19 protein-coding genes and 1 other RNA gene are annotated in these 23,340 nt (G+C 63.1%); 10 read left to right on the plus strand and 10 right to left on the minus strand.

The annotated features are described in order from the left end of the window. Nucleotides 1–212 precede the first annotated feature (212 nt). The 8 genes from ccoG (at nucleotide 213) to ACF8RA_RS13235 (ending at nucleotide 8,663) form a co-directional block, all read left to right on the plus strand. The gene (ccoG, locus tag ACF8RA_RS13200) at nucleotides 213–1,628 is read left to right on the plus strand and encodes a cytochrome c oxidase accessory protein CcoG (protein ID WP_392461872.1); all 1,416 of its coding nucleotides are present in this window, start codon (nucleotides 213–215) and stop codon (nucleotides 1,626–1,628) included. A 15-nt stretch (nucleotides 1,629–1,643) separates the two neighbouring features. Next, entirely contained in the window at nucleotides 1,644–2,174 is a 531-nt protein-coding gene (locus ACF8RA_RS13205) for a FixH family protein (RefSeq protein ID WP_176685179.1), read from the plus strand. Between the two features lie 136 nt (nucleotides 2,175–2,310). Next, nucleotides 2,311–4,785, plus strand: a complete 2,475-nt coding sequence (locus ACF8RA_RS13210) for a heavy metal translocating P-type ATPase (protein ID WP_392461874.1) — start codon at nucleotides 2,311–2,313, stop codon at nucleotides 4,783–4,785. Further along, nucleotides 4,764–4,979: a cbb3-type cytochrome oxidase assembly protein CcoS gene (gene ccoS, locus ACF8RA_RS13215; protein WP_176685177.1), complete on the plus strand. Its 216-nt coding sequence runs from the start codon at nucleotides 4,764–4,766 to the stop codon at nucleotides 4,977–4,979. The genes ACF8RA_RS13210 and ccoS overlap by 22 nt, the downstream gene beginning before the upstream one ends. Beyond that, entirely contained in the window at nucleotides 4,972–5,652 is a 681-nt protein-coding gene (locus ACF8RA_RS13220) for a sulfite exporter TauE/SafE family protein (protein ID WP_176685176.1), read from the plus strand. Before ccoS ends, ACF8RA_RS13220 begins: the two co-directional genes overlap by 8 nt. A gap of 104 nt (nucleotides 5,653–5,756) precedes the next feature. Then, nucleotides 5,757–7,139, plus strand: a complete 1,383-nt coding sequence (gene hemN, locus ACF8RA_RS13225; RefSeq protein ID WP_176685175.1) for an oxygen-independent coproporphyrinogen III oxidase — start codon at nucleotides 5,757–5,759, stop codon at nucleotides 7,137–7,139. Between the two features lie 185 nt (nucleotides 7,140–7,324). Then, nucleotides 7,325–8,059, plus strand: coding sequence for a Crp/Fnr family transcriptional regulator FnrA (gene fnrA, locus ACF8RA_RS13230; protein ID WP_003254301.1), 735 nt, complete (start codon nucleotides 7,325–7,327; stop codon nucleotides 8,057–8,059). Nucleotides 8,060–8,114: 55 nt separating this feature from the next. Beyond that, nucleotides 8,115–8,663 carry an adenine phosphoribosyltransferase gene (locus ACF8RA_RS13235; protein ID WP_009683910.1) on the plus strand — a complete coding sequence of 183 codons (549 nt, stop codon included), beginning with the start codon at nucleotides 8,115–8,117 and terminating at the stop codon, nucleotides 8,661–8,663. Between the two features lie 118 nt (nucleotides 8,664–8,781). Here ACF8RA_RS13235 and recR read toward each other — a convergent pair whose 3' ends face one another. From recR to dnaX, 3 genes are all read right to left on the minus strand, one after another. Continuing rightward, a complete protein-coding gene (recR, locus tag ACF8RA_RS13240) occupies nucleotides 8,782–9,384 on the minus strand; it encodes a recombination mediator RecR (protein ID WP_003254304.1) in 603 nt (200 codons plus the stop codon). Nucleotides 9,385–9,744: 360 nt separating this feature from the next. Then, the gene (locus tag ACF8RA_RS13245; RefSeq protein ID WP_003254305.1) at nucleotides 9,745–10,080 is read right to left on the minus strand and encodes a YbaB/EbfC family nucleoid-associated protein; all 336 of its coding nucleotides are present in this window, start codon (nucleotides 10,078–10,080) and stop codon (nucleotides 9,745–9,747) included. A gap of 63 nt (nucleotides 10,081–10,143) precedes the next feature. Further along, on the minus strand, nucleotides 10,144–12,219 hold the full coding sequence (gene dnaX, locus ACF8RA_RS13250) for a DNA polymerase III subunit gamma/tau (protein WP_176685174.1): 2,076 nt from the start codon (nucleotides 12,217–12,219) through the stop codon (nucleotides 10,144–10,146). A gap of 121 nt (nucleotides 12,220–12,340) precedes the next feature. Here dnaX and ACF8RA_RS13255 point away from each other — a divergent pair, with 121 nt between their 5' ends. Further along, a complete protein-coding gene (locus tag ACF8RA_RS13255) occupies nucleotides 12,341–13,147 on the plus strand; it encodes an ABC transporter substrate-binding protein (RefSeq protein WP_176685173.1) in 807 nt (268 codons plus the stop codon). A 261-nt stretch (nucleotides 13,148–13,408) separates the two neighbouring features. On the opposite strand, the gene ACF8RA_RS13260 is transcribed toward ACF8RA_RS13255, so the two are convergent. Together ACF8RA_RS13260 and ACF8RA_RS13265 are read right to left on the minus strand one after the other, a co-directional pair. Continuing rightward, entirely contained in the window at nucleotides 13,409–13,684 is a 276-nt protein-coding gene (locus ACF8RA_RS13260) for a hypothetical protein (RefSeq protein WP_176685172.1), read from the minus strand. Between the two features lie 364 nt (nucleotides 13,685–14,048). Next, on the minus strand, nucleotides 14,049–14,537 hold the full coding sequence (locus ACF8RA_RS13265) for a DUF2938 domain-containing protein (RefSeq protein WP_392461876.1): 489 nt from the start codon (nucleotides 14,535–14,537) through the stop codon (nucleotides 14,049–14,051). A gap of 83 nt (nucleotides 14,538–14,620) precedes the next feature. Here ACF8RA_RS13265 and ACF8RA_RS13270 point away from each other — a divergent pair, with 83 nt between their 5' ends. Then, nucleotides 14,621–15,040, plus strand: a complete 420-nt coding sequence (locus ACF8RA_RS13270; RefSeq protein ID WP_176685170.1) for a helix-turn-helix domain-containing protein — start codon at nucleotides 14,621–14,623, stop codon at nucleotides 15,038–15,040. A 28-nt stretch (nucleotides 15,041–15,068) separates the two neighbouring features. Here ACF8RA_RS13270 and ffs read toward each other — a convergent pair. The 5 genes from ffs to ACF8RA_RS13295 all read right to left on the minus strand — a co-directional run bounded on the left by ffs (nucleotide 15,069) and on the right by ACF8RA_RS13295 (nucleotide 23,275). Next, nucleotides 15,069–15,165, minus strand: an RNA gene (ffs, locus tag ACF8RA_RS13275) — signal recognition particle sRNA small type. A 292-nt stretch (nucleotides 15,166–15,457) separates the two neighbouring features. After that, complete coding sequence (ligA, locus tag ACF8RA_RS13280; protein ID WP_392461878.1) at nucleotides 15,458–17,788, minus strand: NAD-dependent DNA ligase LigA; 2,331 nt, start codon at nucleotides 17,786–17,788, stop codon at nucleotides 15,458–15,460. A gap of 236 nt (nucleotides 17,789–18,024) precedes the next feature. Next, a complete protein-coding gene (zipA, locus tag ACF8RA_RS13285; RefSeq protein WP_176685160.1) occupies nucleotides 18,025–18,918 on the minus strand; it encodes a cell division protein ZipA in 894 nt (297 codons plus the stop codon). 205 nt (nucleotides 18,919–19,123) lie between these two features. Continuing rightward, nucleotides 19,124–22,612, minus strand: a complete 3,489-nt coding sequence (gene smc, locus ACF8RA_RS13290) for a chromosome segregation protein SMC (RefSeq protein ID WP_392461879.1) — start codon at nucleotides 22,610–22,612, stop codon at nucleotides 19,124–19,126. Between the two features lie 3 nt (nucleotides 22,613–22,615). Continuing rightward, entirely contained in the window at nucleotides 22,616–23,275 is a 660-nt protein-coding gene (locus ACF8RA_RS13295) for a GntR family transcriptional regulator (protein ID WP_176685158.1), read from the minus strand. Nucleotides 23,276–23,340 lie beyond the last annotated feature (65 nt).

Raw genomic sequence — 23,340 nt, forward strand, 5'->3', positions numbered from 1 at the left:
GGCACAGCATTTCTCGCAGGCAAGTGACCTGGATCAATTGACACCCGCCATAACACGTTTCATACCACGAACCCAACGCGACTAAAGGTCGCAGTGCGAACCCATACTGCCATCAGCGGCGTATCATGGTCCGCAGAGCGCTAGCAGATTGCGCGAGACTGCGGCCCGCACGCACTGGCCGCGGCGTTTCTCCACTGCCGTGGGACTTGATGATGAGCAAGCAAATTCCGGTACATGATGTAACCCCGCCCGCCAACAAAGGGAAGGATTCCGTCGACCTCTATGCCTCCCGCGAAAAAATCTACACTCGCGCCTTCACCGGCCTGTTCCGTCGCCTGCGCATGGTCGGTGGTGCCGCACTGTTCCTGCTGTACTTCGGCACTGTGTGGCTGAACTGGGGCGGTCACCAGGCCGTGTGGTGGAACCTGCCCGAGCGCAAGTTCTACATCTTCGGCGCCACCATCTGGCCGCAAGACTTCATCCTGCTCTCGGGCATTCTCATCGTCGCCGCCTTCGGCCTGTTCTTCATCACGGTGTTCGCCGGCCGGGTGTGGTGCGGCTACACCTGCCCGCAAAGCGTGTGGACCTGGATTTTCATGTGGTGCGAAAAGGTCACCGAGGGTGACCGCAACCAGCGCATGAAGCTCGACAAAGCCCCCATGAGCGGCAACAAGTTCCTGCGCAAATTCGCCAAGCACAGCCTGTGGCTGCTGATCGGCTTTGTCACCGGCATGACCTTTGTCGGCTACTTCTCACCGATCCGTGAACTGGTGATCGAATTCTTCACGGGCCAGGCCGCTGGCTGGGCCTACTTCTGGGTCGGTTTCTTCACCCTCGCCACTTACGGCAACGCCGGCTGGCTGCGCGAACAGGTGTGCGTGTACATGTGCCCCTATGCACGCTTCCAGAGCGTGATGTTCGACAAGGACACGCTGATCGTGTCCTACGACCCACGCCGCGGCGAAACCCGCGGGCCACGAAAAAAAGACGCTGACTACAAGGCCCAAGGCTTGGGTGACTGCATCGACTGCACCATGTGCGTGCAGGTCTGCCCTACCGGCATCGATATCCGTGACGGCCTGCAGATCGAGTGCATCGGCTGCGCCGCCTGTATCGATGCCTGCGACAGCATCATGGACAAGATGAACTACCCCAAAGGGCTGATCAGCTACACCACCGAACACAACCTGTCCGGGCAGAAGACCCACATGCTGCGCCCGCGCCTGATCGGCTATGCCGTGGTACTGCTGGTGATGATGGTCGGGCTGGCGACGGCCTTCGCTACCCGTTCGCTGGTCGGCTTCGACGTCAGCAAAGACCGCGTGCTGTACCGCGAAAACGCCCAGGGGCGGATCGAGAACGTGTATAGCCTGAAGGTGATGAACAAGGACCAGCGCGATCACGTCTACGTGCTGGACGCCGCCGGCCTGCCGGACCTCAAGCTCGAAGGCCAACGCGAAATCCGCGTGGCAGCCGGTGATATCGTCAGCCTTCCCGTGCAGCTGTCGGTCGCCCCCGAGAAACTGCCATCGACCACCAACGAAATCACCTTCATCCTCAAGAGCGCCGACGACAGTGACGCCCAGGTTGAAGCCAAGAGCCGTTTCATCGGCCCACAGATCCGCTAAGAGAGATAACGCACAATGCCTGCCGCCACCGCCGCCAGCCCCTGGTACAAACACCTCTGGCCCTGGATCATCATCGGCATCCTTACCACCTCGGTGTGCCTGAGCCTGACCATGGTCAGCATCGCTGTGCACAACCCGGACAACCTGGTGAACGACAACTACTACGAGGCCGGCAAGGGCATCAACCGCTCGCTGGACCGCGAGCTGCTGGCGCAGCAGCTGGGCCTGAAAGCCAGCGTGCATCTGGACGAACTGACCGGCGAAGCAGACCTGCGCCTGACCGGTAACAGCGACCCGCAAAGCCTGGAGCTGAACCTGATTTCGCCAACCCAGCCAGAGAAGGACCGCAAGGTGCTACTGAGCCGGGTCGAAGCAGGGCGCTATGTGGGGCAGTTGGAAGACAAGGTCGACGGGCGCCGCTTTGTCGAACTGCTGGGCAGCGAAGGGGGCCAGGTGTGGCGGCTGTTCGAAGAGGAAAAAGTGGCGCATGGTGTGACCTTGCAGCTGGGTGATGAAGCACTGCAAGGCGCCGAACACCAACAGTAGCAACACCGCAAATCCCTGTGGGAGCGGGCACGCCCGCGAATGCGATAGCTCAGGCAAAGGTATTTCCAGGTCTGACGCATTCGCGGGCGCGCCCGCTCCCACAGGGTTTCCTATCTGCCTGAGCAGTGTCTGCCCTATGACCCAACCCACCCCCTGCTACCACTGCGCCCTGCCCGTCCCCACCGGCAGCCGCTTCACCGCCGTGGTCCTCGGCCAGCCCCGGCAGTTCTGCTGCCCAGGCTGTCAGGCGGTGGCCGAGTCGATCGTCGCTGGAGGCCTGGAACATTACTACCAGCACCGTAGCGACAACAGCGCCAACCCCGAAGCCCTGCCCAAGCAACTGCAGGACGAACTGGCCCTCTACGACCGCAGCGACGTGCAACAAACCTTCGTCCGCCACCAGGGCGAGCTGGCCGAAACCACCCTGCTGGTCGAAGGCATCAGTTGCGCCGCCTGCGGTTGGCTGATCGAAAAGCACTTGCGCAACCTGCCCGGTGTCGCCGAAGCGCGCCTGAATCTGTCCAATCACCGCCTGCTGCTGAACTGGGACGACAACCAGCTACCGCTGTCGCGCCTGCTCACCGAGCTACGACAGATCGGCTACGCCGCCCATCCCTATCAGCCCGACCAGGCTACCGAACAGCTGGCCCGGGAGAACCGTAGCGCCTTGCGCCGCCTGGGCGTGGCCGGGCTGCTGTGGTTCCAGGCGATGATGGCAACCATGGCCACCTGGCCGGAGTTCAACATCGACCTGTCGCCCGAACTGCACACCATTCTGCGCTGGGTGGCACTGTTCCTCACCATCCCCATCGTGTTCTACAGCTGCGCGCCGTTCTTCAAAGGCGCGGCACGCGACCTGCGCACCCGCCACCTGACCATGGACGTTTCAGTGTCGCTGGCCATTGGCCTGGCCTTCGGCGCTGGCATCTGGACGGCCATCACCGGCAGCGGCGAGCTGTATTTCGACACCGTGGGCATGTTCGCCCTGTTTCTCCTCACCGGCCGCTACCTGGAACGCCGAGCCCGAGAACGCACGGCTGCGGCCACTGCCCAGCTGGTCAACCTGCTGCCAGCCTCGTGCCTGCGCCTGGACGCCATCGGCCGCAGCGAGCGCATCCTCCTTGGCGAACTGCGCTGCGGTGACACCGTGCAAGTGCTGCCAGGTGCGGTAATCCCGGCCGACGGGCGTATCGTAGAAGGCCGCTCCAGCGTCGACGAATCACTGCTGACCGGCGAATACCTGCCACAGCCCCGCCAAGTAGGCGAACGGGTCACCGGCGGCACGTTGAACGTCGAAAGCACCCTGAACGTGGAAGTCGAAGCCCTCGGTCACGATTCACGGTTGTCGGCCATCGTCCGCCTGCTGGAGCGTGCACAGACCGAAAAACCGCGCCTGGCGGAAATTGCCGACCGTGCCTCGCAGTGGTTCCTGCTGTTTTCGCTGCTGGCCGCCGTTGCCATCGGCCTGTGGTGGTGGCACCTGGACCCGACGCGGGCGTTCTGGATCGTGCTGGCCATGCTCGTGGCCACCTGCCCTTGTGCCCTGTCTTTGGCTACGCCAACCGCACTGACCGCCGCCACCGGAACCCTGCACAAGCTCGGCCTGTTGGTGACCCGCGGTCATGTGCTGGAAGGCCTGAACCAGATCGACACGGTAATCTTCGACAAGACCGGCACACTGACCGAAGGCCGCCTGACCTTGCGCAGCATTCGCCCGCTCGGCAACCAGGCAGCCGACCGCTGCCTGGCCCTTGCCGCCGCGTTGGAAAACCGTTCCGAACACCCCATCGCCCGTGCCTTCGGCCGTACCGCCACGCCTGCCGATGATGTGCAGACCGTACCTGGCCTGGGCCTGGAAGGGCTGGTGGACGGGCAGCGCCTGCGCATTGGTCAGGCCACCTTCGTCTGCGCCTTGAGCGGCGCGCAGATCCCCGCCGTGCCGGAGCCTCGCGGCCAATGGCTGCTGCTGGGCGACCGCCAGGGGCCATTGGCCTGGTTTGGCCTGGACGACCGTCTGCGCGACGATGCCCCTGCCCTGCTCGCTGCCTGCAAGGCACGTGGCTGGCGCACGCTGCTGCTGTCGGGCGACAGCTCGCCGATGGTTGCCGAAGTGGCCGCACAACTGGGCATCGACCAGGCCATTGGCGGCCTGCGGCCAGACGACAAGCTTGACCGGCTGAAAGCCCTGCAGGCGCAGGGGCGCAAGGTGCTGATGCTTGGCGACGGTGTCAACGATGTGCCGGTGCTGGCCGCTGCCGACATCAGCATCGCCATGGGTAGCGCCACCGACCTTGCCAAGACCAGCGCCGATGCCGTACTGCTGTCCAACCGCCTGCAAGCGCTGGTGCAGGCCTTCGACCTGGCCCGTCGAACGCGGCGCAACATCCTCGAGAACCTGCTGTGGGCGACCCTGTATAATGGCCTGATGTTGCCGTTTGCCGCGCTCGGCTGGATCACGCCGGTGTGGGCCGCCATCGGCATGTCGGTCAGCTCGCTGATCGTGGTGCTCAATGCCCTGCGCCTGACCCGTATGCCAGTGGCCTTGGGCCCGCTGCCCCACGAAGCCCCTTTATCCGGGAGGAAGTCGCCATGCCCGCCCTCTATGTCATGATTCCGGCAGCCCTGCTGCTGGTCGGCGTGGCCGTGTACATCTTCTTCTGGGCGGTAGACAGCGGCCAGTACGACGACCTTGAAGGCCCCGCCCACAGCATCCTGTTCGACGATCAGGACCCGCGCCACCAGGCGGCCGTGAAGCCCGACGACGCCCCAACCGACACCGACAAGGAACCACCTCCACGTGCCTGACCTGCTTCCCCTTGGCTCGGCGCTGGTCCTTGGCCTGCTGGGTGGCGGCCACTGCCTGGGCATGTGTGGCGGCCTGATGGGGGCCCTGACCCTGGCAATACCGCCCGAACAACGTGGCAGGCGCCTGCGCCTGCTGCTGGCCTACAACCTCGGGCGCGTTCTCAGTTATGCCTGCGCCGGCCTGCTGCTGGGCCTGGCAGGCTGGGCCGTGGCCAGCAGCCCGGCAGCGCTGGCGCTGCGGGTGGCTGCGGCGCTGCTGCTGATTGCCATGGGCCTGTACCTGGCCGGCTGGTGGAGCGGGCTGACCCGCATCGAGGCGCTTGGCCGCGGGTTGTGGCGGCATATCCAGCCGCTGACGTCGCGCTTGCTGCCGGTGTCCAGCCTGCCCCGGGCATTGCTGCTGGGCGCCCTATGGGGCTGGCTGCCGTGCGGGCTGGTGTACAGCACCCTGCTGTGGGCGGCCAGCCAGGGCAATGCCGGCTACAGCGCAGCGTTGATGCTGGCGTTCGGGGTGGGCACCTGGCCAGTGTTGCTGGCAACCGGGCTGGCTGCCGAACGGGTAAACGCCCTGTTGCGACGACGCAGCGTGCGTGTGGCGGGCGGTGTGCTGGTGATGCTGTTCGGTGTCTGGACCCTGCCAGGCCCACACCAGCACTGGCTGATGGGGCATTGACGGGGCCGCTCTGCGGACCCAATGCCCTTGATACAAATCAACACAGTTTCCTACAGACGGCCATAGACTCCGGTGCACTGCTGCTCTTTCCGGGGACTACCCTCATGCTCGACGAACTACGTTGGGATACCGACCTGATCCGCCGCTACGATCTCGCCGGGCCACGCTACACCTCTTACCCAACCGCCGTGCAACTGCACAGCGAGGTGGGTTCGTTCGACCTGCTCAACGCCCTGCGCGAGAGCCGACGGGCCGTGCGCCCGCTGTCGCTGTACGTGCATGTGCCGTTCTGCGCCAACATCTGCTACTACTGCGCCTGCAACAAGGTCATCACCAAGGACCGCGCGCGCGCCGCGCCCTACCTGCAGCGCCTGGAGCAGGAAATCCAGTTGATCGCCTGCCACCTGGACCCTAAACAACGTGTGGAACAGCTGCATTTTGGCGGCGGCACACCAACCTTCCTCAGCCATGTGGAACTGCGCCAGCTGATGGCCACCCTGCGCCAGCACTTCCACCTGCTGGACGACGATTCCGGCGACTACGGCATCGAGATCGACCCCCGCGAAGCCGACTGGTCGACCATGGGCCTGCTTCGCGAATTGGGCTTCAACCGCGTCAGCCTGGGCGTGCAGGACCTCGACCCGGCCGTGCAGCGGGCGATCAACCGCCTGCAGAGCCTGGAGCAGACCCGCACCCTGATCGAGGCTGCCCGCACACTACAGTTTCGCTCGGTCAACCTCGACCTGATCTACGGCCTGCCCAAGCAAACCCCGGAAGGCTTCGCCCGCACCGTCGAAGAGGTGATCCGCCTGCAGCCCGACCGCCTGTCGGTGTTCAACTATGCCCACCTTCCAGAGCGCTTCATGCCGCAACGGCGCATCGACAGCAACGACCTGCCCAGCGCCGCCGCCAAGCTGGAGATGCTGCACGCCACCATCGACCAACTGACCGCCGCCGGTTACCGCTACATCGGCATGGACCATTTCGCCCTGCCCGACGACGAACTGGCCATTGCCCAGGAAGAAGGCACCTTGCAGCGCAACTTCCAGGGCTACACCACCCACGGGCATTGCGACCTGATTGGCCTGGGCGTGTCGGCGATCAGCCAGATCGGCGACCTGTACTGCCAGAACAGCAGTGACCTCAGCACCTATCAGGACAGCCTGTCCAACGCCCAACTGGCCACCCAGCGCGGCTTGCTGTGCAACCACGACGATCGCATACGCCGGGCGGTGATCCAGCAACTGATCTGCCATTTCGAGCTGGATTTCGAACCCATCGAACAGGCTTTCACCCTGGATTTTCGCGGTTACTTCAACGACCTCTGGCCCGAGCTGCTGACCTTGCAGCGCGACGGCCTGATCAGCCTGGACGACAAGGGCATTCGCATCCTGCCCGCCGGCCGGCTGCTGGCGCGCTCGGTATGCATGGTGTTCGACGCCTACCTGACGATGCACAACCGCCAGCGCTTCTCGCGAGTGATCTGAAAAACAAGGCGTTCACCGCATGGACAAGCTTCCTTGTCAGGCACACTATCAGCACACAAGGACTCCCGGCAGGCCAGCTGCCGGGGTTTCGCCAGCGCGCACCATCATCGCGCACACTGGCCTACACCCTGTGTCGTGAGTTACCCTTACGACTTATGTGTGCTTTCCCACAAGGATCGATTCAAATGTCCGAGCCAGTCAAACTGCGCCCACACAACCAGGCCCATTGCAAGGATTGCAGCCTGGCCCCCCTGTGCCTGCCTCTTTCGCTGAACCTGGAAGACATGGACGCACTGGATGAAATCGTCAAACGCGGGCGGCCGCTCAAGAAAGGCGAGTTTCTGTTCCGCCAGGGTGACAGTTTTGGCTCGGTCTACGCAGTACGGTCCGGGGCCCTGAAAACCTTCAGCCTCAGCGACAGCGGCGAAGAGCAGATCACGGGCTTTCACCTGCCCAGCGAGCTGGTCGGCCTGTCGGGCATGGATACCGAGGCCTACCCGGTATCGGCCCAGGCTCAGGAAACCACTTCGGTGTGTGAAATCCCCTTCGAGCGGCTGGACGAGCTGTCGGTGCAACTGCCACAGCTACGTCGCCAGCTGATGCGGGTAATGAGCCGCGAAATCCGCGACGACCAGCAAATGATGCTGCTGCTGTCGAAAAAGACCGCCGACGAGCGCATTGCCACCTTCCTGGTCAATCTGTCGGCGCGCTTCCGCGCTCGCGGCTATTCGGCCAATCAGTTCCGCCTGAGCATGTCGCGCAACGAAATCGGCAACTACCTTGGCCTGGCGGTAGAAACCGTGTCGCGGGTGTTCACCCGCTTCCAGCAGAACGGCCTGCTGCGCGCCGAGGGCAAGGAAGTGCACATCCTCGACCCGATCCAGCTGTGCGCGCTGGCCGGTGGTGCAATCGAGGCCTGAGGCCAGTCTTTAGCGGGTATACTTGGGCATTCGTTTTCCCAGGATACCCGCAACAATGCACAGCGACGCCTTCGACCTCAAAGCCCTGATCCGCCCGGTAGTGGACTTCCCCAAACCGGGTGTGATCTTCCGCGACATTACCCCGTTATTCCAGTCGCCACGCGGGCTGCGCTATGTGGCCGACCAGTTCATCGAGCGCTATGTCGAGGCGGAATTCAGCCACATCGGCGCCATGGACGCGCGGGGCTTCCTGATCGGCTCGATCATTGCCCACCAGTTGAACAAGCCGCTGATCCTGTTCCGCAAGCAGGGCAAGCTGCCGGCTGACGTGCTGAGCGAGGGTTACCAGACCGAGTACGGCGAGGCCTTCCTGGAAGTGCATGCCGACAGTCTGTGTGAAGGCGATTCGGTGTTGATCTTCGATGACCTGATTGCTACTGGCGGCACGCTGCTGGCGGCGGCCAACCTGGTACGTCGTACCGGGGCGCAGGTGTTCGAGGCGGCGGCGATCATCGACCTGCCGGAACTGGACGGCTCGCGTCGGTTGCAGGCGGCCGGGGTGCCTACCTTCTGCCTGACCGAGTTTTCCCTCAGCGAGTACTGAGTGGGCTTTTGGGGCTGCTTTGCAGCCCATTCGCGGGTAAACCCGCTCCTACAAAGGCCGCGTATGTTTTGTAGGCGCGGGTTTACCCGTGAATGGGCCGCCAAGCGGCCCCAATGAATCAGAGCGAAATGGGCCGGCGCCCTGCAAAGGCATGGGCCAAGGTACCGCCGTCCACCATCTCCAGCTCACCGCCCAGCGGCACACCATGGGCAATGCGAGACGCCACCAAGCCCTTCTCGCTCAGCAACTGGGCAATGTAATGCGCCGTCGCCTCCCCCTCCACCGTCGGGTTGGTCGCCAGGATCACCTCGGTAAAAGTGCCCTGCTCTTCGATCCGCGCCATCAGCTGCGGAATACCGATCGCCTCAGGCCCCAGGCCATCCAGCGGCGACAGGTGCCCCTTGAGCACGAAGTAACGGCCACGGTAGCCAGTCTGCTCCACCGCATACACATCGGTCGGCCCCTCGACCACGCACAGCTGTGTGTCGTCACGGCGCGGGTCGGCACACTGCGGGCACAGCTCCTGCTCGGTGAGGGTGCGACACTGGCGGCAATGCCCTACCCCTTCCATGGCCTGGGTCAAGGCCTGAGCCAGGCGCAGCCCACCGCTGCGGTCGCGCTCGAGCAGTTGCAGGGCCATGCGCTGGGCGGTTTTCTGGCCAACGCCTGGCAAGATGCGCAGGCCATCGATCAGTTGGCGGATGAGGGGGCTGAAGCTCATGGGAAAGGCCTGACAATTCAATAAGAGGCGGTTTATACCCAGCGGGGGCGGTGGCGTCAAATCAGGTCACCCCAAGTCTACGCGGCCTGCAGTTTTATGATAGAAGCAACTGCCTTGCACAAAACTGGAAAGCTAGTGTGATCACTGTGGGAGCGGGCATGCCCGCGAAGCAGGCTGCACAGTGGATGGCACGGGCTTCGCCCGTGTTCGCGGGCATGCCCGCTCCCACAGTGATCGTGCAAAATTTCAAAGTTCGAGCACAACAGTTGCACCCGACATAAAAAAGCAGACCGCAGTTGGGTGAAATCTACGCAAAAAAACGCCGCTGATATCAGCGGCGTTTTTGAGTACCTCAATGCCTTAGAACGGCATCTTGAAGCCTGGCGGCAGCTGCATGCCGGCGGTCATGCCGCCCATCTTTTCCTGGCTGCTTTGCTCAACCTTGCGCACTGCGTCGTTCAGCGCAGCGGCAATAAGGTCTTCCAGTACTTCCTTGTCGTCTTCATCAGTCGACATCAGGCTCTGGTCGATGCTGACGCGCTTGACGTCGTGACGACCGGTCATCACCACGCTCACCAGGCCGCCACCGGACTGGCCAGTGACTTCGGCGTTGGCCAGTTCTTCCTGCATCTTCTGCATTTTTTCCTGCATCTGCTGGGCCTGCTTCATCAGGCCGGCCATGCCACCTTTCATCATGGGGTATACCTCGATTGGGTCATGTGATGCGGCCCGGCACCGGGCCGGCCGCATGGTTATCCGTTACTGGCCCTGACTGGCCAGGGCTTCTACAGGCTCAATAGTATCCTGCCGCACCTTGGCGCCGAACAACTTGATCATCTGCTGGATCAACGGATCCTGCTCGATCGACGCGACGGCGTCCTGCTGGCGCTCGGCTCGCTTGCGTGCCGCCGCCTGAGCCGGGGTTTCCTGCTCTGGCAGGATCAGCTCGATGCGCAGGTTCAGCGTGCGCCCCAGGTGCTGGTTGAGCGCTTCGTTCAGGCGCCGCTGCTGGGTGGCGTTGAACAGCGCCCCCTGGCCCGGGTCCAGATGCAGCAACCAGTCGTCGCCCTCGGCGGCAATCAGCGTACAGTTTGCCGCGATGTTGCCTGTCATCCCGGACACAGGCAACTGTGGGAATAATTCCAGCCATTGCAGGGCCAGGCCGGTAGCCGGTTTGGCTGCCGGCAACGGTTCGGCAGCCGGTTTGGAGACGTCTTCCTGAACATGTTCGGCCAACTCGTCCAGGTAGCTGAAACCTGCCGGATCGATTTCGCCGCCGTAATAGTCTTCGTCCAGCGGTGGCTCATCGTCGCGGTCCATCCCCACGGCAGCGTAGGCGGACGGGTCGAAGGGCGGCTCGTCGTGCGCTGGGGTAGCCTGTGCGGGCGCCACCGGGGCAACAGGCTCGGGCGCAGGAGCCGGGGCAGGCGCAGGTTCAGCCGCTAAAGGCGCAGGTGCAACTGCAGGTTCTTCCCACGGCAGGTCGACCACTTCGGCGACAGGCTCAGGTACGGAGATGGCCTCGGCTTCGGCCTTCAGCTCAACGTCTGGCTCGGCCTCCGGCTCATGGTCAGCCGTCGCGGGGGCAGGCACCTCCAGCTGCGGCACTTGCGCTACCGGCTCCGCCGGCACGGCGGCGACAGGCGATGAAAGCGCGACCGACGCCGGGGCTGCCACCTGCGCTGCAGGATCAGCTGTGGCCTGGCTGATCCCCACTGGCTTTAGCACCGGCTTCGGCGCGTCGTCCGTGTCGGCCGGGCGGAACGCCAGCATGCGCAGCAGCACCATCTCGAAGCCGCCGCGCGGGTCCGGCGCAAGGGGCAGGTCACGGCGGCCAATCAGGCCCATCTGATAATAGAACTGCACATCCTCGGCCGGCAGCGCCGAAGCCAGTGCCAACACCCGCTCGCGATCACCCTGGCCGTTGTCTACCGCGTCGGGCAGCGCCTGGGCAATGGCTACACGGTGCAGCACATTGAGCATTTCGGCCAGAACACCCGACCAGTCCGGCCCTTGCTCGGCCAGGTTACGCACGGCCTCCAGCAAAGCCCTGGCATCGCCTTCGAGCAGTGCCTGCAAGACACCATACACCTGGCCATGGTCGAGGCTACCCAACATGGCACGCACATCGGCGGCCAGTACCTTGCCTTCACCAAAAGCAATGGCCTGATCGGTCAGGCTCATGGCATCACGCATGGAGCCATCGGCCGCACGGCCCAGCAGCCACAGGGCATCTTCCTCGAACGGCACGTTCTCGGCGGCCAGTACATGGCTGAGGTGCTCCACCACCCGCTCCGGGCTCATGTTCTTCAACGAGAACTGCAGGCAGCGCGACAGGATGGTGGCCGGCAGCTTCTGCGGGTCGGTGGTGGCGAGGATGAACTTGACGTAGGGCGGCGGCTCTTCCAGCGTCTTGAGCAAGGCGTTGAACGAGTGGGTCGAGAGCATGTGCACTTCGTCGATCAGGTAGACCTTGAAGCGCCCACGGCTGGGGGCGTACTGCACGTTATCGAGCAGTTCGCGGGTGTCCTCGACCTTGGTGCGGCTGGCGGCGTCGATCTCGATCAGGTCGACGAAGCGGCCTTCGTCGATTTCACGGCACACCGAACAGGTGCCACAGGGCGTGGAGGTGATGCCGGTTTCGCAGTTCAGGCACTTGGCGATGATACGGGCGATGGTCGTCTTGCCCACGCCGCGGGTACCGGTGAACAGGTAGGCATGGTGCAGGCGCTGGTTGTCCAAGGCATTGATCAAGGCCTTGAGCACATGGGTCTGGCCGACCATTTCGCGGAACGAGCGCGGACGCCATTTTCGTGCAAGAACCTGATAACTCATCGAAAAACCATCGTAGCCTGATCGAGCGGAAGATCGCTAATGCTAGCGGAGCGGGGGCAAAATTGCACCCTGCGCGAGTCGTCTAAGCTTGGAATGACGCATTGTCCAGGGAGGATTGCCTTTGCGAAGTCTGCTGGCCCTGTTACTGCTGTGGTCTACCCACAGCCTGGCTGACCAGCCGGTGCTACGCTTTTCCGTAGCCGAGAGCTGGAGCATGCCGCTGGTGCGCATCGAAGACGATCAGCCAGTGGAGGGATTGCTTCACGACCTGATGCAAGCCGTTGCCAGGGAGGTGGGCGTTCGCCCCGAGTTTCACGTCATGGCCCGCCTGCGTCTGGAGGAGGCGATGAGCAGCGGCGACATAGATGTCCGTTGCTACGTGAGTACCCAATGGCTCAACGACCGTCCAAGGGATTTTGTGTGGAGTATCCCGCTGATTCATCAGCGCGACGTGCTGGTTGGCCGCGCTGGCGACAGCACCCCGACACCCCCGGAGCGACTGCCACCCCAGGCGATCGGCACGGTGCTGGGCTACACCTATTCAACCCTGCAACCACTGCTGGACAACGGCCAACTGCACCGTGAGGACAGCCGCAGCCAGTTGCTGGTGCTGCAAAAGCTGCAGGCAGGCCGGTACCGCCATGCGGTGAGCAACCAGTTGTCGTTGCAGTGGTTCAACCAGGGATTGCCAGCGGAGCAGCAGCTGCAAACACTGGCGGTGCTGGACGAACAGGATTTGGGGTGCATGGTGCGCAACGATCCGGCGATACCGACACAAGGGCTGTTGCGGGCGCTGGTAAGAATGAAGCAGTCAGGGGAGATCGAGCGAATTGTGCGGCGGTATGGAGGGACGGGTGACCCGGACAGTATGTCTGTGGCCCGACCCGAAATACCCAGCAAAATGCCGGCACACAGCCAGCGCAACTAACGGCACTGCTCATTTCGCGAACGCTTGCGCACTGTGGGAGCAACTGTCTTGCTCAATTTCTAAAAGCTGGCGCTATCCCTGGACTGCTCCCAAGGGTTGGATTGGTGTCCAACTTCTTGGGGGCAGTCCATCCCTGTGGGAGCGGGCTTGCCCGCGAACACGGGCGAAGCCCGTGCCATCCACCGCGCTATATTCTTCGCGGGCACGCCCGCTCCCACAGCGTTGTGCGGCACACTCACAATCTCTATCACAAACTCAACGTCACCGGCCTTTACGTTCAAACGCCACGCTGACAGCATCCGCCTGCCCCCAGGCAATCTGCATGGCCCGCAACCCATGCTCCAACAACTGCCTGGTTTCTACGTCCTGAATACGCTCAAGCGCCCGCCGGCTATCGCTGTAGGCGAACATCAGGTAGTGGGACACATTCATCAACGCGAACTCCATCGGGACGATGCCTTCGCTGATCGCGCGGGAAAGGGATTTGCCTTGGGGAAGATCGAAGACGTGGGGCGGATCGGGGACCAGTTTTTTCATGACAGCTCCGTGTTGGCTGTGTTGTCCCCTTCTGCTTCCACGCATTAGGGTGGCAACTGTACGCGGGGTGGAAGACCAGGCACACGGTAGACCCGGCAGGTATGAATACCTCCCGCGCACAGCCGCCATAAATGACAACTGTCCCATGTGCCACCCAGGCTTCCACACCCGATCGCTGAACTGACAGCGACCGCGAAAGCCTAGTGGGCGAGGTTGACCGGGACAATCAGACGGGAGTCGACGGAACACGTAGGATAATTCGCTATGCCTGCCTGACGCGTAGGGGCTTTCCTAGACTGTTATCAGACCTATCTTAAAAGTGGGCACTCTGATCATGTGCTTACTGTAATCGGGATCCCTGTCTTCACACCAAAGCCCGTAAATACGCACTCAAGAACAACCCCACACCAAACACAAAATGCGTGGCCAGGCTCTTCAAACAGTTCCGCGCAGGTGTCGGCGTTCTGGACGCAAAGAACCCTGCCCCCATGGCCGGCTGCATGAAGCACAGCGGCGCCATGACTGTACCCACACCCACAACTACCGCAGGTAAAAGAGTAGGCGATCGCAACCAGCCCTCCCCTACGATCACAAGCAGCAGCATCGCGAAAAGCACGCCGGTGGCGCAGTGAATCACCCATCCCCACGCCAACTCGTTTCGCACCGGTTCCGCTTTGGCAATCGCTTGGTGCGAAACACGCCCGCCTAGCAAGTGCCCCGCCCAACGCCCGACCATGGCAAAGTTCAGCGTTGCCACACCCAACCGCCTCAGCAGCAGGCCCCACAGGTCCATCACTACTGTGGCACCGATGCCAATCGGCAACGCAGCTAAAAACATTGAAGTAAACGTCATTGAACAAGCCCTCGAAAGTTGACGGTCATTACCCATGCCCCGCAGCATAGAAGTTGAAGTCAACTTCAAGTCAAGGGCCCGAAATGGACATTGCCGACGTCGCCAAACGCACAGGCGTACCTGCATCGACACTCCGCTACTACGAGAAGAAAGGCTTGCTCAAGTCCCTGGCAGGGCGCGGCCAGCGACGACAGTTTGCAGCCGATGTGGCGGACAGGCTGGCGCTGATCGCCCTGGGGCAGGCTGCAGGGTTTTCGCTGGATGAAGTGGGGGCGATGCTGGTGGACCTGCAGGTCGACCGGCAGAAGCTGAATACCAAGGCAGACGAGCTTGACGCGCGGATCAGGCGCTTGCAGGCCATGAGCAAGGGGTTGCGCCATGCAGCGCAATGCCCTGAGAAAGATCATCTGGCATGCCCGAAATTTCAGCGGCTGATGAAGCTGTCGGCGGCGGGAGCACTGGGCGAAAAGCAGGAAAGAACGAAAGCGTTCGTTATAGATTGAGGTTTTCCGACCCCGAAAATGGAGGCGGCCCCACCAGCCACACCCCGGCACTCGATGTTCCCGCTATGGCTGCTCCCTTCCGGGCCTGACCAGGTTAACGGGTAATCAATGCGGGGGGACCGATGGGGCCACCACTACATGCCTCGCTGAGCAGCGAGTGGCGCCATTGTACCGGTCTTGCGAGCAGATACAACCTCCGGGGCGAGAAAAAGTCATCATTTCTCAATGACTTGTCAGAGTCGAGACGGCATGGACGGGCCTCTCGCGGGTAAACCCTCCCCACAGGCACCGCTTGAATGTCGCAAGCAGCACCGTCCCTGTGGGAGCGGGCTTGCCCGCGAAGCAGGCGCCGCGATGGATGGCACCGGCTACGCCGGTGTTCGCGGGCACGCCCGCTCCCACAGGGGCCGCGGATGCCTAGACCGCTATGCCCTGCTCAGCCAGGAAGGTAACGAAGGCATCTTCGTCCAGCACCTTCACACCCAGCTCAGCAGCCTTGGCCAGTTTGGAGCCTGCCCCAGGCCCTGCCACCACGCAGTGGGTCTTGCCAGAAACGGAACCGGCTACCTTGGCCCCCAGGCTTTCCAATTTGTCCTTGGCAATGTCCCGGCTCATACGCTCTAGCGTCCCGGTCAAGACCCAAGTCTGCCCGGCCAGCGGCAAGCCTTCGGCTACCTTCTTCTCACAGCCCCAGTGCATGCCGAACGCCAGCAGCTGTGCCTCGATGTCCCGCGCCAGCTTCTGGTTCGCTTCGTCCTTGAAGAACTCGCGCACCGCGTCAGCCTGCTTGGCCGCCAGGGCCTGCCGCAGGTCAATGCCGTCGGCGGCGATGATCTTGTCCAGGCTGTCGAGCTTGGCCACCAACTTTTCGGCACCGGTCGGGCCGACGGAGGCGATGTCGAGCTTGGCGATCATCCCGGCCAAGGTGGTGCTGGCAGCGAACTCGGCAGCCAGCTCGCCTTCGTCCTGCAACTGCATACCGCTGTCGAGCAGTTGCTGGATAACCTTCTGGTTGTGCTCGTCTTCAAAGAAGTTGTGGATCTCGTAGGCAACCTCCAGGCCGATGTCCGGCAGGTAGGTGAGCACCTGCGGCAGCGCCTGCTGCACGCGGGCCAGGCTACCCAGCGAGCGGGCCAGCACCTTGGCGGTCTCTTCGCCTACATCAGGAATGCCCAGGGCGTAGATGAAGCGCGCCAGGCTCGGGCGCTTGCTGGCTTCAATGGCATCGAGCAACTTCTTGCTGGACACCTCGGCGAAGCCTTCAAGGCCGACGATCTGCTCGAACTGCAGCTTGTACAGGTCAGCCGGTGAGCCGATCAGGCCTTCATCCACCAACTGCTCGACGCTCTTCTCGCCCAGGCCGTCGATGTCCATGGCACGGCGCGATACATAGTGAATGATCGCCTGCTTGAGCTGGGCGCCACAGGCCAGGCGACCAACACAGCGGTACACTGCGCCTTCGCTGGTGGTTGCCTTGCCTTTGCTGCGCTTTACCAGCTGGGTACGCTCGACCTGCGAACCACACACCGGGCACTCGCTTGGTACGCCTACCGGGCGGGCGTCTTGCGGACGACGCTCCAGCACCACCTGCATCACCTGCGGGATCACGTCGCCGGCCCGGCGAATGATCACCGTGTCGCCAATGCGCAGGCCAAGGCGGGCGATTTCGTCCATGTTGTGCAGGGTGGCGTTGGACACGGTCACACCGGCCACCTTGACCGGCCGCAGGCGCGCCACAGGCGTTACCGCCCCCGTACGGCCAACCTGAAACTCGACGTCCAGCACCTCGGTCAGCTCTTCCATGGCCGGGAACTTGTGGGCAATCGCCCAACGTGGCTCACGGGCGCGGAAGCCCAGCTCGCGCTGGGCGGCCAGGCTGTTGACCTTGAACACTACACCGTCGATCTCATACGGCAGGCTGTTACGGCGCTCGCCAATGTCGCGGTAGTAGGCCAGGCATTCTTCGATGCCGGCCGCATGCTTGAGCTCGCGGCTGATCGGCAGGCCCCAGACTTTGAGTTGCTCGAGGATGCCGATGTGGCTGTCGCCGATACTCTCGGACACCTGGCCGACGCCATAGCAGCAGAACTCCAGCGGGCGGCTGGCGGTAATTTTCGAATCCAGCTGGCGCAGGCTGCCAGCGGCAGCGTTGCGCGGGTTGGCGAAGGTCTTGCCACCGGCCTCGGCCTGGGCGGCATTGAGCCGGTCGAAACCGGCCTTGCTCATGTACACCTCGCCGCGCACCTCCAGCACTGCCGGCCAGCCCTTACCCTGCAACTTGAGCGGGATGTTGCGCACGGTGCGTACGTTGGCGCTGATGTCTTCGCCAGTGGTGCCGTCGCCACGGGTGGCGCCCTGCACCAACTGCCCGTCGCGGTACAGCAGGCTCACGGCCAGGCCATCGAGCTTGGGTTCGCAACTGTAGTCGACCGCGCCAGGCTGATCGAGGCCTTCTACCACGCGACGGCCGAACTCACGCAGGTCGGCTTCTTCGAAGGCGTTGCCCAGGCTGAGCATGGGCACTTCGTGGCGCACCTGGCTGAACGCCGCCAGGGCAGCTCCACCTACACGCTGGGTGGGCGAGTCAGGGGTTACCAGGTGAGGGTGTTCGGCTTCCAGCGCCTTGAGCTCGTTGAACAGGCGGTCGTATTCGGCATCGGGCACGCTGGGATCGTCGAGCACGTAGTAGCGATAGTTGTGCTGGTCGAGCTCGGCACGCAGTTCGAGGATACGGGTTTCGGCGGTCATGGGATTTGTCTTCTCTTGCAAAGCAAAAGAGCAGCTTGGGGTGTGCGTGGGGTTCCAGGTGTCTATTGACTGTGCCGGCCTCTTCGCGGGTAAACCCGCTCCTACAAGGGCACCACATACCTCCAGGGTGGTGATGTACCTGTAGGAGCGGGTTTACCCGCGAAGAGGCCGGCACAGGCAACGACGATACCCGAACCGGCCAGCACGCCCTCAGGCTGCTCTTTCGTCTGGATCTGTCAGCGCTTCTGGGTCAGCGCACGGCGCTCGAACTCGACGATACGCTGGCGATAGTGCTCGATGGTCTGGGCGGTCAGCACGCTGCGCTGGTCGTCCTTGAGCTCACCGTTCAGTTCGTGGGCCAGCTTGCGCGCCGCGGCAACCATCACGTCGAAAGCCTGTTTCGGATGACGTGGGCCCGGCAAGCCGAGGAAGAAGCTCACCGCGCGGGTGCTGAAGTGATCGATGTCGTCCAGGTCGAACACGCCAGGCTTGACTGCGTTGGCCATCGAGAACAGCACCTCGCCGTGACCGGCCATGCTCTCGTGACGGTGGAAGATGTCCATTTCGCCGAAGCGCAAGCCGCTTTCCAGGATGTTCTGCAGCAGCGCCGGGCCCTTGAAGCCTCCCTCGTCACGGGAGATCACGCTGATGACCAGCACCTCTTCAGCGGGTGGCAACTCCTTGACGCTGCTGCTGGCAGGCGCTGCGCCGCTGCCACGGTTGTTGTCGGCGGCAAAGTCGTCATCGCTGTCGGCAAACAGGTCGGGCTCACGCTGCTCGGCGCTCAGGTTCAGGTCACCCTGCTGCACATCGGCAGCCGCACTGGCACGCTTGCCGCGCTTGCTGGCCTTGACCGGCTTGGGCTCGCGCTCGCGATCACGCGCAGACGCGCTGAGCGACGGCAGGTCGCTTTCGTCCAGCTCAGGCTCCTTGTGGGTATCGAGCACTCGCGACGGGCCGAGCACCTCGGCACTGCCACCCTCTTCGTCCGGCAGGTTGGAATAACTGCGATCCAGACGGAATTTCAACTTGCCTTTGCCGCCGCGCATGCGGCGCCAGCCGTCGAAAAGTATCCCGGCAATAACAATGATGCCGATGACGATCAGCCACTCGCGCAGACCGATTTCCATGTAATCCCGTGCCTCTATAAAAATATGCTTGAAAACAAAGGGTTCAAAGCCCTTTAACACGTGGCGCCAACTCTATGTTCTGACAGGCGTTTTACCCACGCAAAAAACGAGTGACATTAAGCTAGCACGACCAAAGACAACTTTACACCGTCTGTCGCACATGGCGGGGGCATTTCGCTACAGAATGTGCCCCTATCGTCGCGCATCAAGCGTCGACCATGGCCATGGCCGCCTCCACATCAACTGCAACAAGGCGTGAACAACCCGGTTCATGCATGGTCACCCCCATCAATTGATCCGCCATCTCCATCGCAATCTTGTTATGCGTGATGTAGATGAACTGCACGCTTTCACTCATTTCCTTGACCAGACGCGCGTAGCGCCCGACGTTGGCATCGTCCAGCGGCGCATCGACCTCGTCGAGCATGCAGAACGGTGCGGGGTTCAACTTGAAGATGGCAAACACCAGCGCCAAAGCGGTCAGTGCCTTCTCGCCGCCGGACAGCAAATGGATGGTGCTGTTCTTCTTGCCCGGTGGTCGCGCCATGATCGTCACCCCTGTATCGAGTAGATCTTCGCCCGTCAGTTCCAGATAAGCGCTGCCACCACCGAAAACTTTTGGGAAAAGTGCCTGCAATCCGGCATTTATCTGATCAAAGGTATCCTTGAAGCGGTTGCGGGTTTCCTTGTCGATCTTGCGGATGACGTTTTCGAGGGTCTCCAGCGCTTCGACCAGGTCAGCGTCCTGGGCGTCCAGGTAACGTTTGCGCTCGGACTGCTGCTCGTACTCTTCAATGGCCGCCAGGTTGATCGCGCCCAGGCGCTGGATGCGCGCTTCAAGCTGCTCCAGTTCCTGTTCGGTACCCTGCTCGCTGGCCTCGGCTTCCAGGGTGGCGAGCACGCCTTGCAGGTCATAGCCGTCAGCCAGCAACTGCTCTTGCAGGGTCTTGCGCCGCACATCCAGGCCCTGGCACTCCAGGCGCAGTTGCTCCAGTTGACCGCGCAGCAACTGCGCCTGCTGTTCGGCCTGGGTGCGGCGCTTTTCGGCATCGCGCAGTTCGCGGTCGGCTTCGTCCATGTGCAGGCGAGCCAGGCGCATTTCCTCGTCGACGCTCATGCGCCGCTCCAGCAGCTCCTCCAGCTTCAGGCGTAGCTCTTCCTGCGGGGCCTCACCCTCCTCCAGGTTCAGGCTCAGTTGTTCCTGGCGCTCGGTCAGGCGTGCAGCTTGCAGCTCCAGACGCTCCAGAGCCTGGCGGGTAGAATCGTACTGGGCACGCAGCGAACCCAGGCGTACCGCCAACTGGTGAGCGTGGTCCTTGTGCTGACGGGCCTCCTGACGCACCCGGTCAAGGCTTTCGCGCAGGGTGTCGCGGCGGGCCATCAACTGTTCGCGCTGCTCGGTGTCCTGGGCCATGAGCTCCAGAGCCTCTTGCAGCAGCAGGCGGGCTTCGCCCAGTTGCTCGTGTTCCAGGGCGCGCTGCTCTTCCAGCTCGCCCAGCTCTTCATGCAGGCGGCGGCGGCGCAACTCGACCTGCTCGGCGCGCGCGCGGCTGGCCGAAAGACTGGCCTTCAGCTCGCCGTGCAGGCGGTTTTCATCCTGTGTACGGCGGCGCAACTGTTCGCGCTGCTCCTCCAGGTCCAGTTGCTGCTCACGCAGGGCCTGCAACTGTTGATCGAGCTGTTCCAGCGCCGCTTCCTGTACCAGTTGTTCCTGGCCCAGGCGTTCGATTTCCTGGCCACGCGCCAGCACGCCGCCTTCGGCCTCGCCACCCCGGCGCACCCGCAGGAAGTGCCGGCCGACCCAATAGCCATCGCGACTGACCAGGCTCTGCCCTTCGCCGAGCGACCCGCGCTGCTCCAGTGCCTGAGCCAGGTCTTCCACAGGCCTTACCTGGCCCAGCCAGGGCGCCAGGTCGATACGGCCCTCGACCTTCTCCAGCAAGCTGCCGGTCAACGTCACCCCCGCGCCGACGGCCAGCAGCAAGCGCAGCTCACCCTGTTCCAGGCCGGCAAAATCGAGGTCGTTGAAATCCTCCACCAGCACAGCCTGCAGATCGGCGCCAAGCACGGTCTCTACCGCCAGCTCCCACCCCGGCTCCACCCGCAAGCCTTCGGCCAGCCGCGGCTGTTGCTCCAACCCTTGGCCGTGCAGCCATTGCGCAGCACCTGCGCCCGGCTCCAGGGCGGCCTGCTGCAAGGCTTCAAGCGAGGCCAGGCGCCCGCCCAGGCGCTGCAGGTCGCCCTGTGCCTGCTGTTGCGCCTGGGTGGCCTGCTGCAGTTGCTCGCGTGCGTTTTCCAGGCGCTCGATCACCTGCTCTTCGCAGAGCTGCAGTTCTTCCAGCAGCATTTCGCTGCTGGCCAACTGCTCGGCCTGTTCGAGCATGGCGGCATCCTGCGGGTCGCTGCCCAGTTGCTCGCGCTCCTCGACCAACTTGCGCTGGCGCTCGGCCTGGCGCTCAAGGCTGGTTTCCAGTTGCTGCAGGCGCGCCTGCTGCACTTCGGCCTGGCGGCGCGGTTCGGCGGAACGGCTGTTGAAGCTGTCCCACTGCTCCTGCCAGCCGTGCATGCCCAGTTCGGCCTCTTCAAGCGCGGCCGCGGCTTCCTCGGCAGCCGCCAGGGTCATTTCCTGCTCGGGTTCGAGCATGGCCAGCTCTTCGCCCAGGGTCGCCAGCAAGGTACGGTCGTGGCCCAGGTGCGATTCGGTTTCCAGGCGTGTGCGCTCGGCTTCCTTGAAGTCGTCCTGCAACTGCCGCAGGCGCTGCTGGCCGTGCTGGATGCTCTGCTCGACCCGGGCGATGTCACCGGCAACCGAGTAGAAACGGCCCTGCACCTGGTTGAAACGTTCGGACAGTTCGTGATGACCATCACGCAGGCGTTCGATGCTGGCATCGGCATTGCGCTGCTCGGCCACCAGCGCCTCGTGAGAAACGCCCTGATCGCCGATCACCGATTCGCGCTGGCGTACTTGTTCGTCCAGGTCTCGCCAGCGCAAGGCAGACAGGCGCGCTTTCATCTGGCGCTCCTGAGCCTTGTATTCACGGTACTTCTCGGCGGCCTGGGCCTGGCGATGCAGACGCTCCAGCTGGCGTTCGAGCTCTTCGCGCAGGTCGGTCAGACGCGCCAGGTTTTCCTGGGTGCGGCGGATGCGGTTCTCGGTTTCACGGCGGCGTTCCTTGTATTTGGAAATGCCAGCCGCTTCCTCGATGAAGTTGCGCAGTTCCTCGGGCTTGGCCTCGATCAGCTTGGAGATCATGCCCTGCTCTATGATCGAGTAGCTGCGCGGCCCCAGCCCCGTCCCGAGGAAGATATCGGTTATGTCACGCCGGCGGCACTTGGTACCGTTGAGGTAGTAGCTGTTCTGCCCGTCGCGGGTAACCTTGCGGCGGATCGAAATCTCGGCGTAGGCGGCATACTCGCCGACCAGGGTGGTTTCGCTGTTGTCGAACACCAGCTCGATACTGGCCTGGCTGACCGGCTTGCGACCACTGGAGCCGTTGAAGATGACGTCGGTCATCGACTCGCCGCGCAGGTTCTTAGCCGAACTCTCGCCCATCACCCAACGCACCGCGTCGATGATATTGGACTTGCCGCAGCCGTTTGGACCGACCACGGCCGCCATGTTGCTGGGGAAGTTGACCGTGGTCGGGTCGACGAACGACTTGAACCCGGCCAGGCGAATGCACTTCAGGCGCATCGGTCAGCCTCTGGCCAGTGCCGCCAGCACCAGTTCGCAGCTGCGCTGGCCATAGGCGGTGAGCACCTCGCGAATGCGTGGCAGGTCACGCGAGACCACGGCTTCGAGCAGGCGGGCGAACAGGTCGAGATAGTCGCTCATGTTGGCCTGGCGCTGGTCCAGCGACAGGTAATAGGCACGGCTCATGGCCGGCTGCAGGTTTTCCACGGTTTCCTGCAGGAACGGGTTGTCGGCGAATGGATAGGCCGCACGCATGACCGCAAAACTGTCGGCGACGAAGGTCTTGATGTCGAGCTGGTCATGGGCACGCTGCAGCCGCTGCTGGATCTCCAGAAACGGGCGCAGGTCGGCTTCGGTGCGCCATTTTTGCGCAACCGCATTGCCCAGCAGGATGTAGAACTCGCCCATCAGTGAGCACAGGCTGCGAACGCTGCGCTCGTCCAGCTGCGTCACATGGGCGCCCCGGCGCGGCAGGATCGCCACCAGATGGCGGCGTTCGAGGATCAGCAATGCCTCGCGCACCGAGCCGCGGCTGACGTTGAGCGCCTGGGTAACCTTCTGCTCCTGGATACGTTCGCCTGGTGCCAGCTCGCCGCGGATGATGCGTTCGGCCAGGTAATCGGCAATCTGCTCGGAGAGGCTGTCCGGGGCCTTGAACGTCATGGTTTTCCTTCAAAATCATTGAACTGGGCACAAGGGGCGAATTGTAGCGTACTTGGGCGGTAGTC

The organism is Pseudomonas sp. FYR_5 (assembly GCF_043106315.1).
Classification (GTDB): domain Bacteria; phylum Pseudomonadota; class Gammaproteobacteria; order Pseudomonadales; family Pseudomonadaceae; genus Aquipseudomonas; species Aquipseudomonas putida_Y.

Coding starts and splice junctions, on each gene's coding strand:
- smc (WP_392461879.1), bottom strand. CDS start 22,612: ATGCGCCTGAAGTGCATTCGCCTGGCCGGGTTCAAGTCGTTCGTCGAC.
- dnaX (WP_176685174.1), bottom strand. CDS start 12,219: ATGAGTTATCAGGTTCTTGCACGAAAATGGCGTCCGCGCTCGTTCCGC.
- zipA (WP_176685160.1), bottom strand. CDS start 18,918: ATGGAAATCGGTCTGCGCGAGTGGCTGATCGTCATCGGCATCATTGTT.
- ACF8RA_RS13295 (WP_176685158.1), bottom strand. CDS start 23,275: ATGACGTTCAAGGCCCCGGACAGCCTCTCCGAGCAGATTGCCGATTAC.
- ACF8RA_RS13210 (WP_392461874.1), top strand. CDS start 2,311: ATGACCCAACCCACCCCCTGCTACCACTGCGCCCTGCCCGTCCCCACC.
- ACF8RA_RS13205 (WP_176685179.1), top strand. CDS start 1,644: ATGCCTGCCGCCACCGCCGCCAGCCCCTGGTACAAACACCTCTGGCCC.
- ccoG (WP_392461872.1), top strand. CDS start 213: ATGAGCAAGCAAATTCCGGTACATGATGTAACCCCGCCCGCCAACAAA.
- ACF8RA_RS13270 (WP_176685170.1), top strand. CDS start 14,621: ATGGACATTGCCGACGTCGCCAAACGCACAGGCGTACCTGCATCGACA.
- ACF8RA_RS13245 (WP_003254305.1), bottom strand. CDS start 10,080: ATGATGAAAGGTGGCATGGCCGGCCTGATGAAGCAGGCCCAGCAGATG.
- ACF8RA_RS13265 (WP_392461876.1), bottom strand. CDS start 14,537: ATGACGTTTACTTCAATGTTTTTAGCTGCGTTGCCGATTGGCATCGGT.
- ligA (WP_392461878.1), bottom strand. CDS start 17,788: ATGACCGCCGAAACCCGTATCCTCGAACTGCGTGCCGAGCTCGACCAG.
- ccoS (WP_176685177.1), top strand. CDS start 4,764: ATGCCCGCCCTCTATGTCATGATTCCGGCAGCCCTGCTGCTGGTCGGC.
- fnrA (WP_003254301.1), top strand. CDS start 7,325: ATGTCCGAGCCAGTCAAACTGCGCCCACACAACCAGGCCCATTGCAAG.
- hemN (WP_176685175.1), top strand. CDS start 5,757: ATGCTCGACGAACTACGTTGGGATACCGACCTGATCCGCCGCTACGAT.
- recR (WP_003254304.1), bottom strand. CDS start 9,384: ATGAGCTTCAGCCCCCTCATCCGCCAACTGATCGATGGCCTGCGCATC.
- ACF8RA_RS13260 (WP_176685172.1), bottom strand. CDS start 13,684: ATGAAAAAACTGGTCCCCGATCCGCCCCACGTCTTCGATCTTCCCCAA.
- ACF8RA_RS13235 (WP_009683910.1), top strand. CDS start 8,115: ATGCACAGCGACGCCTTCGACCTCAAAGCCCTGATCCGCCCGGTAGTG.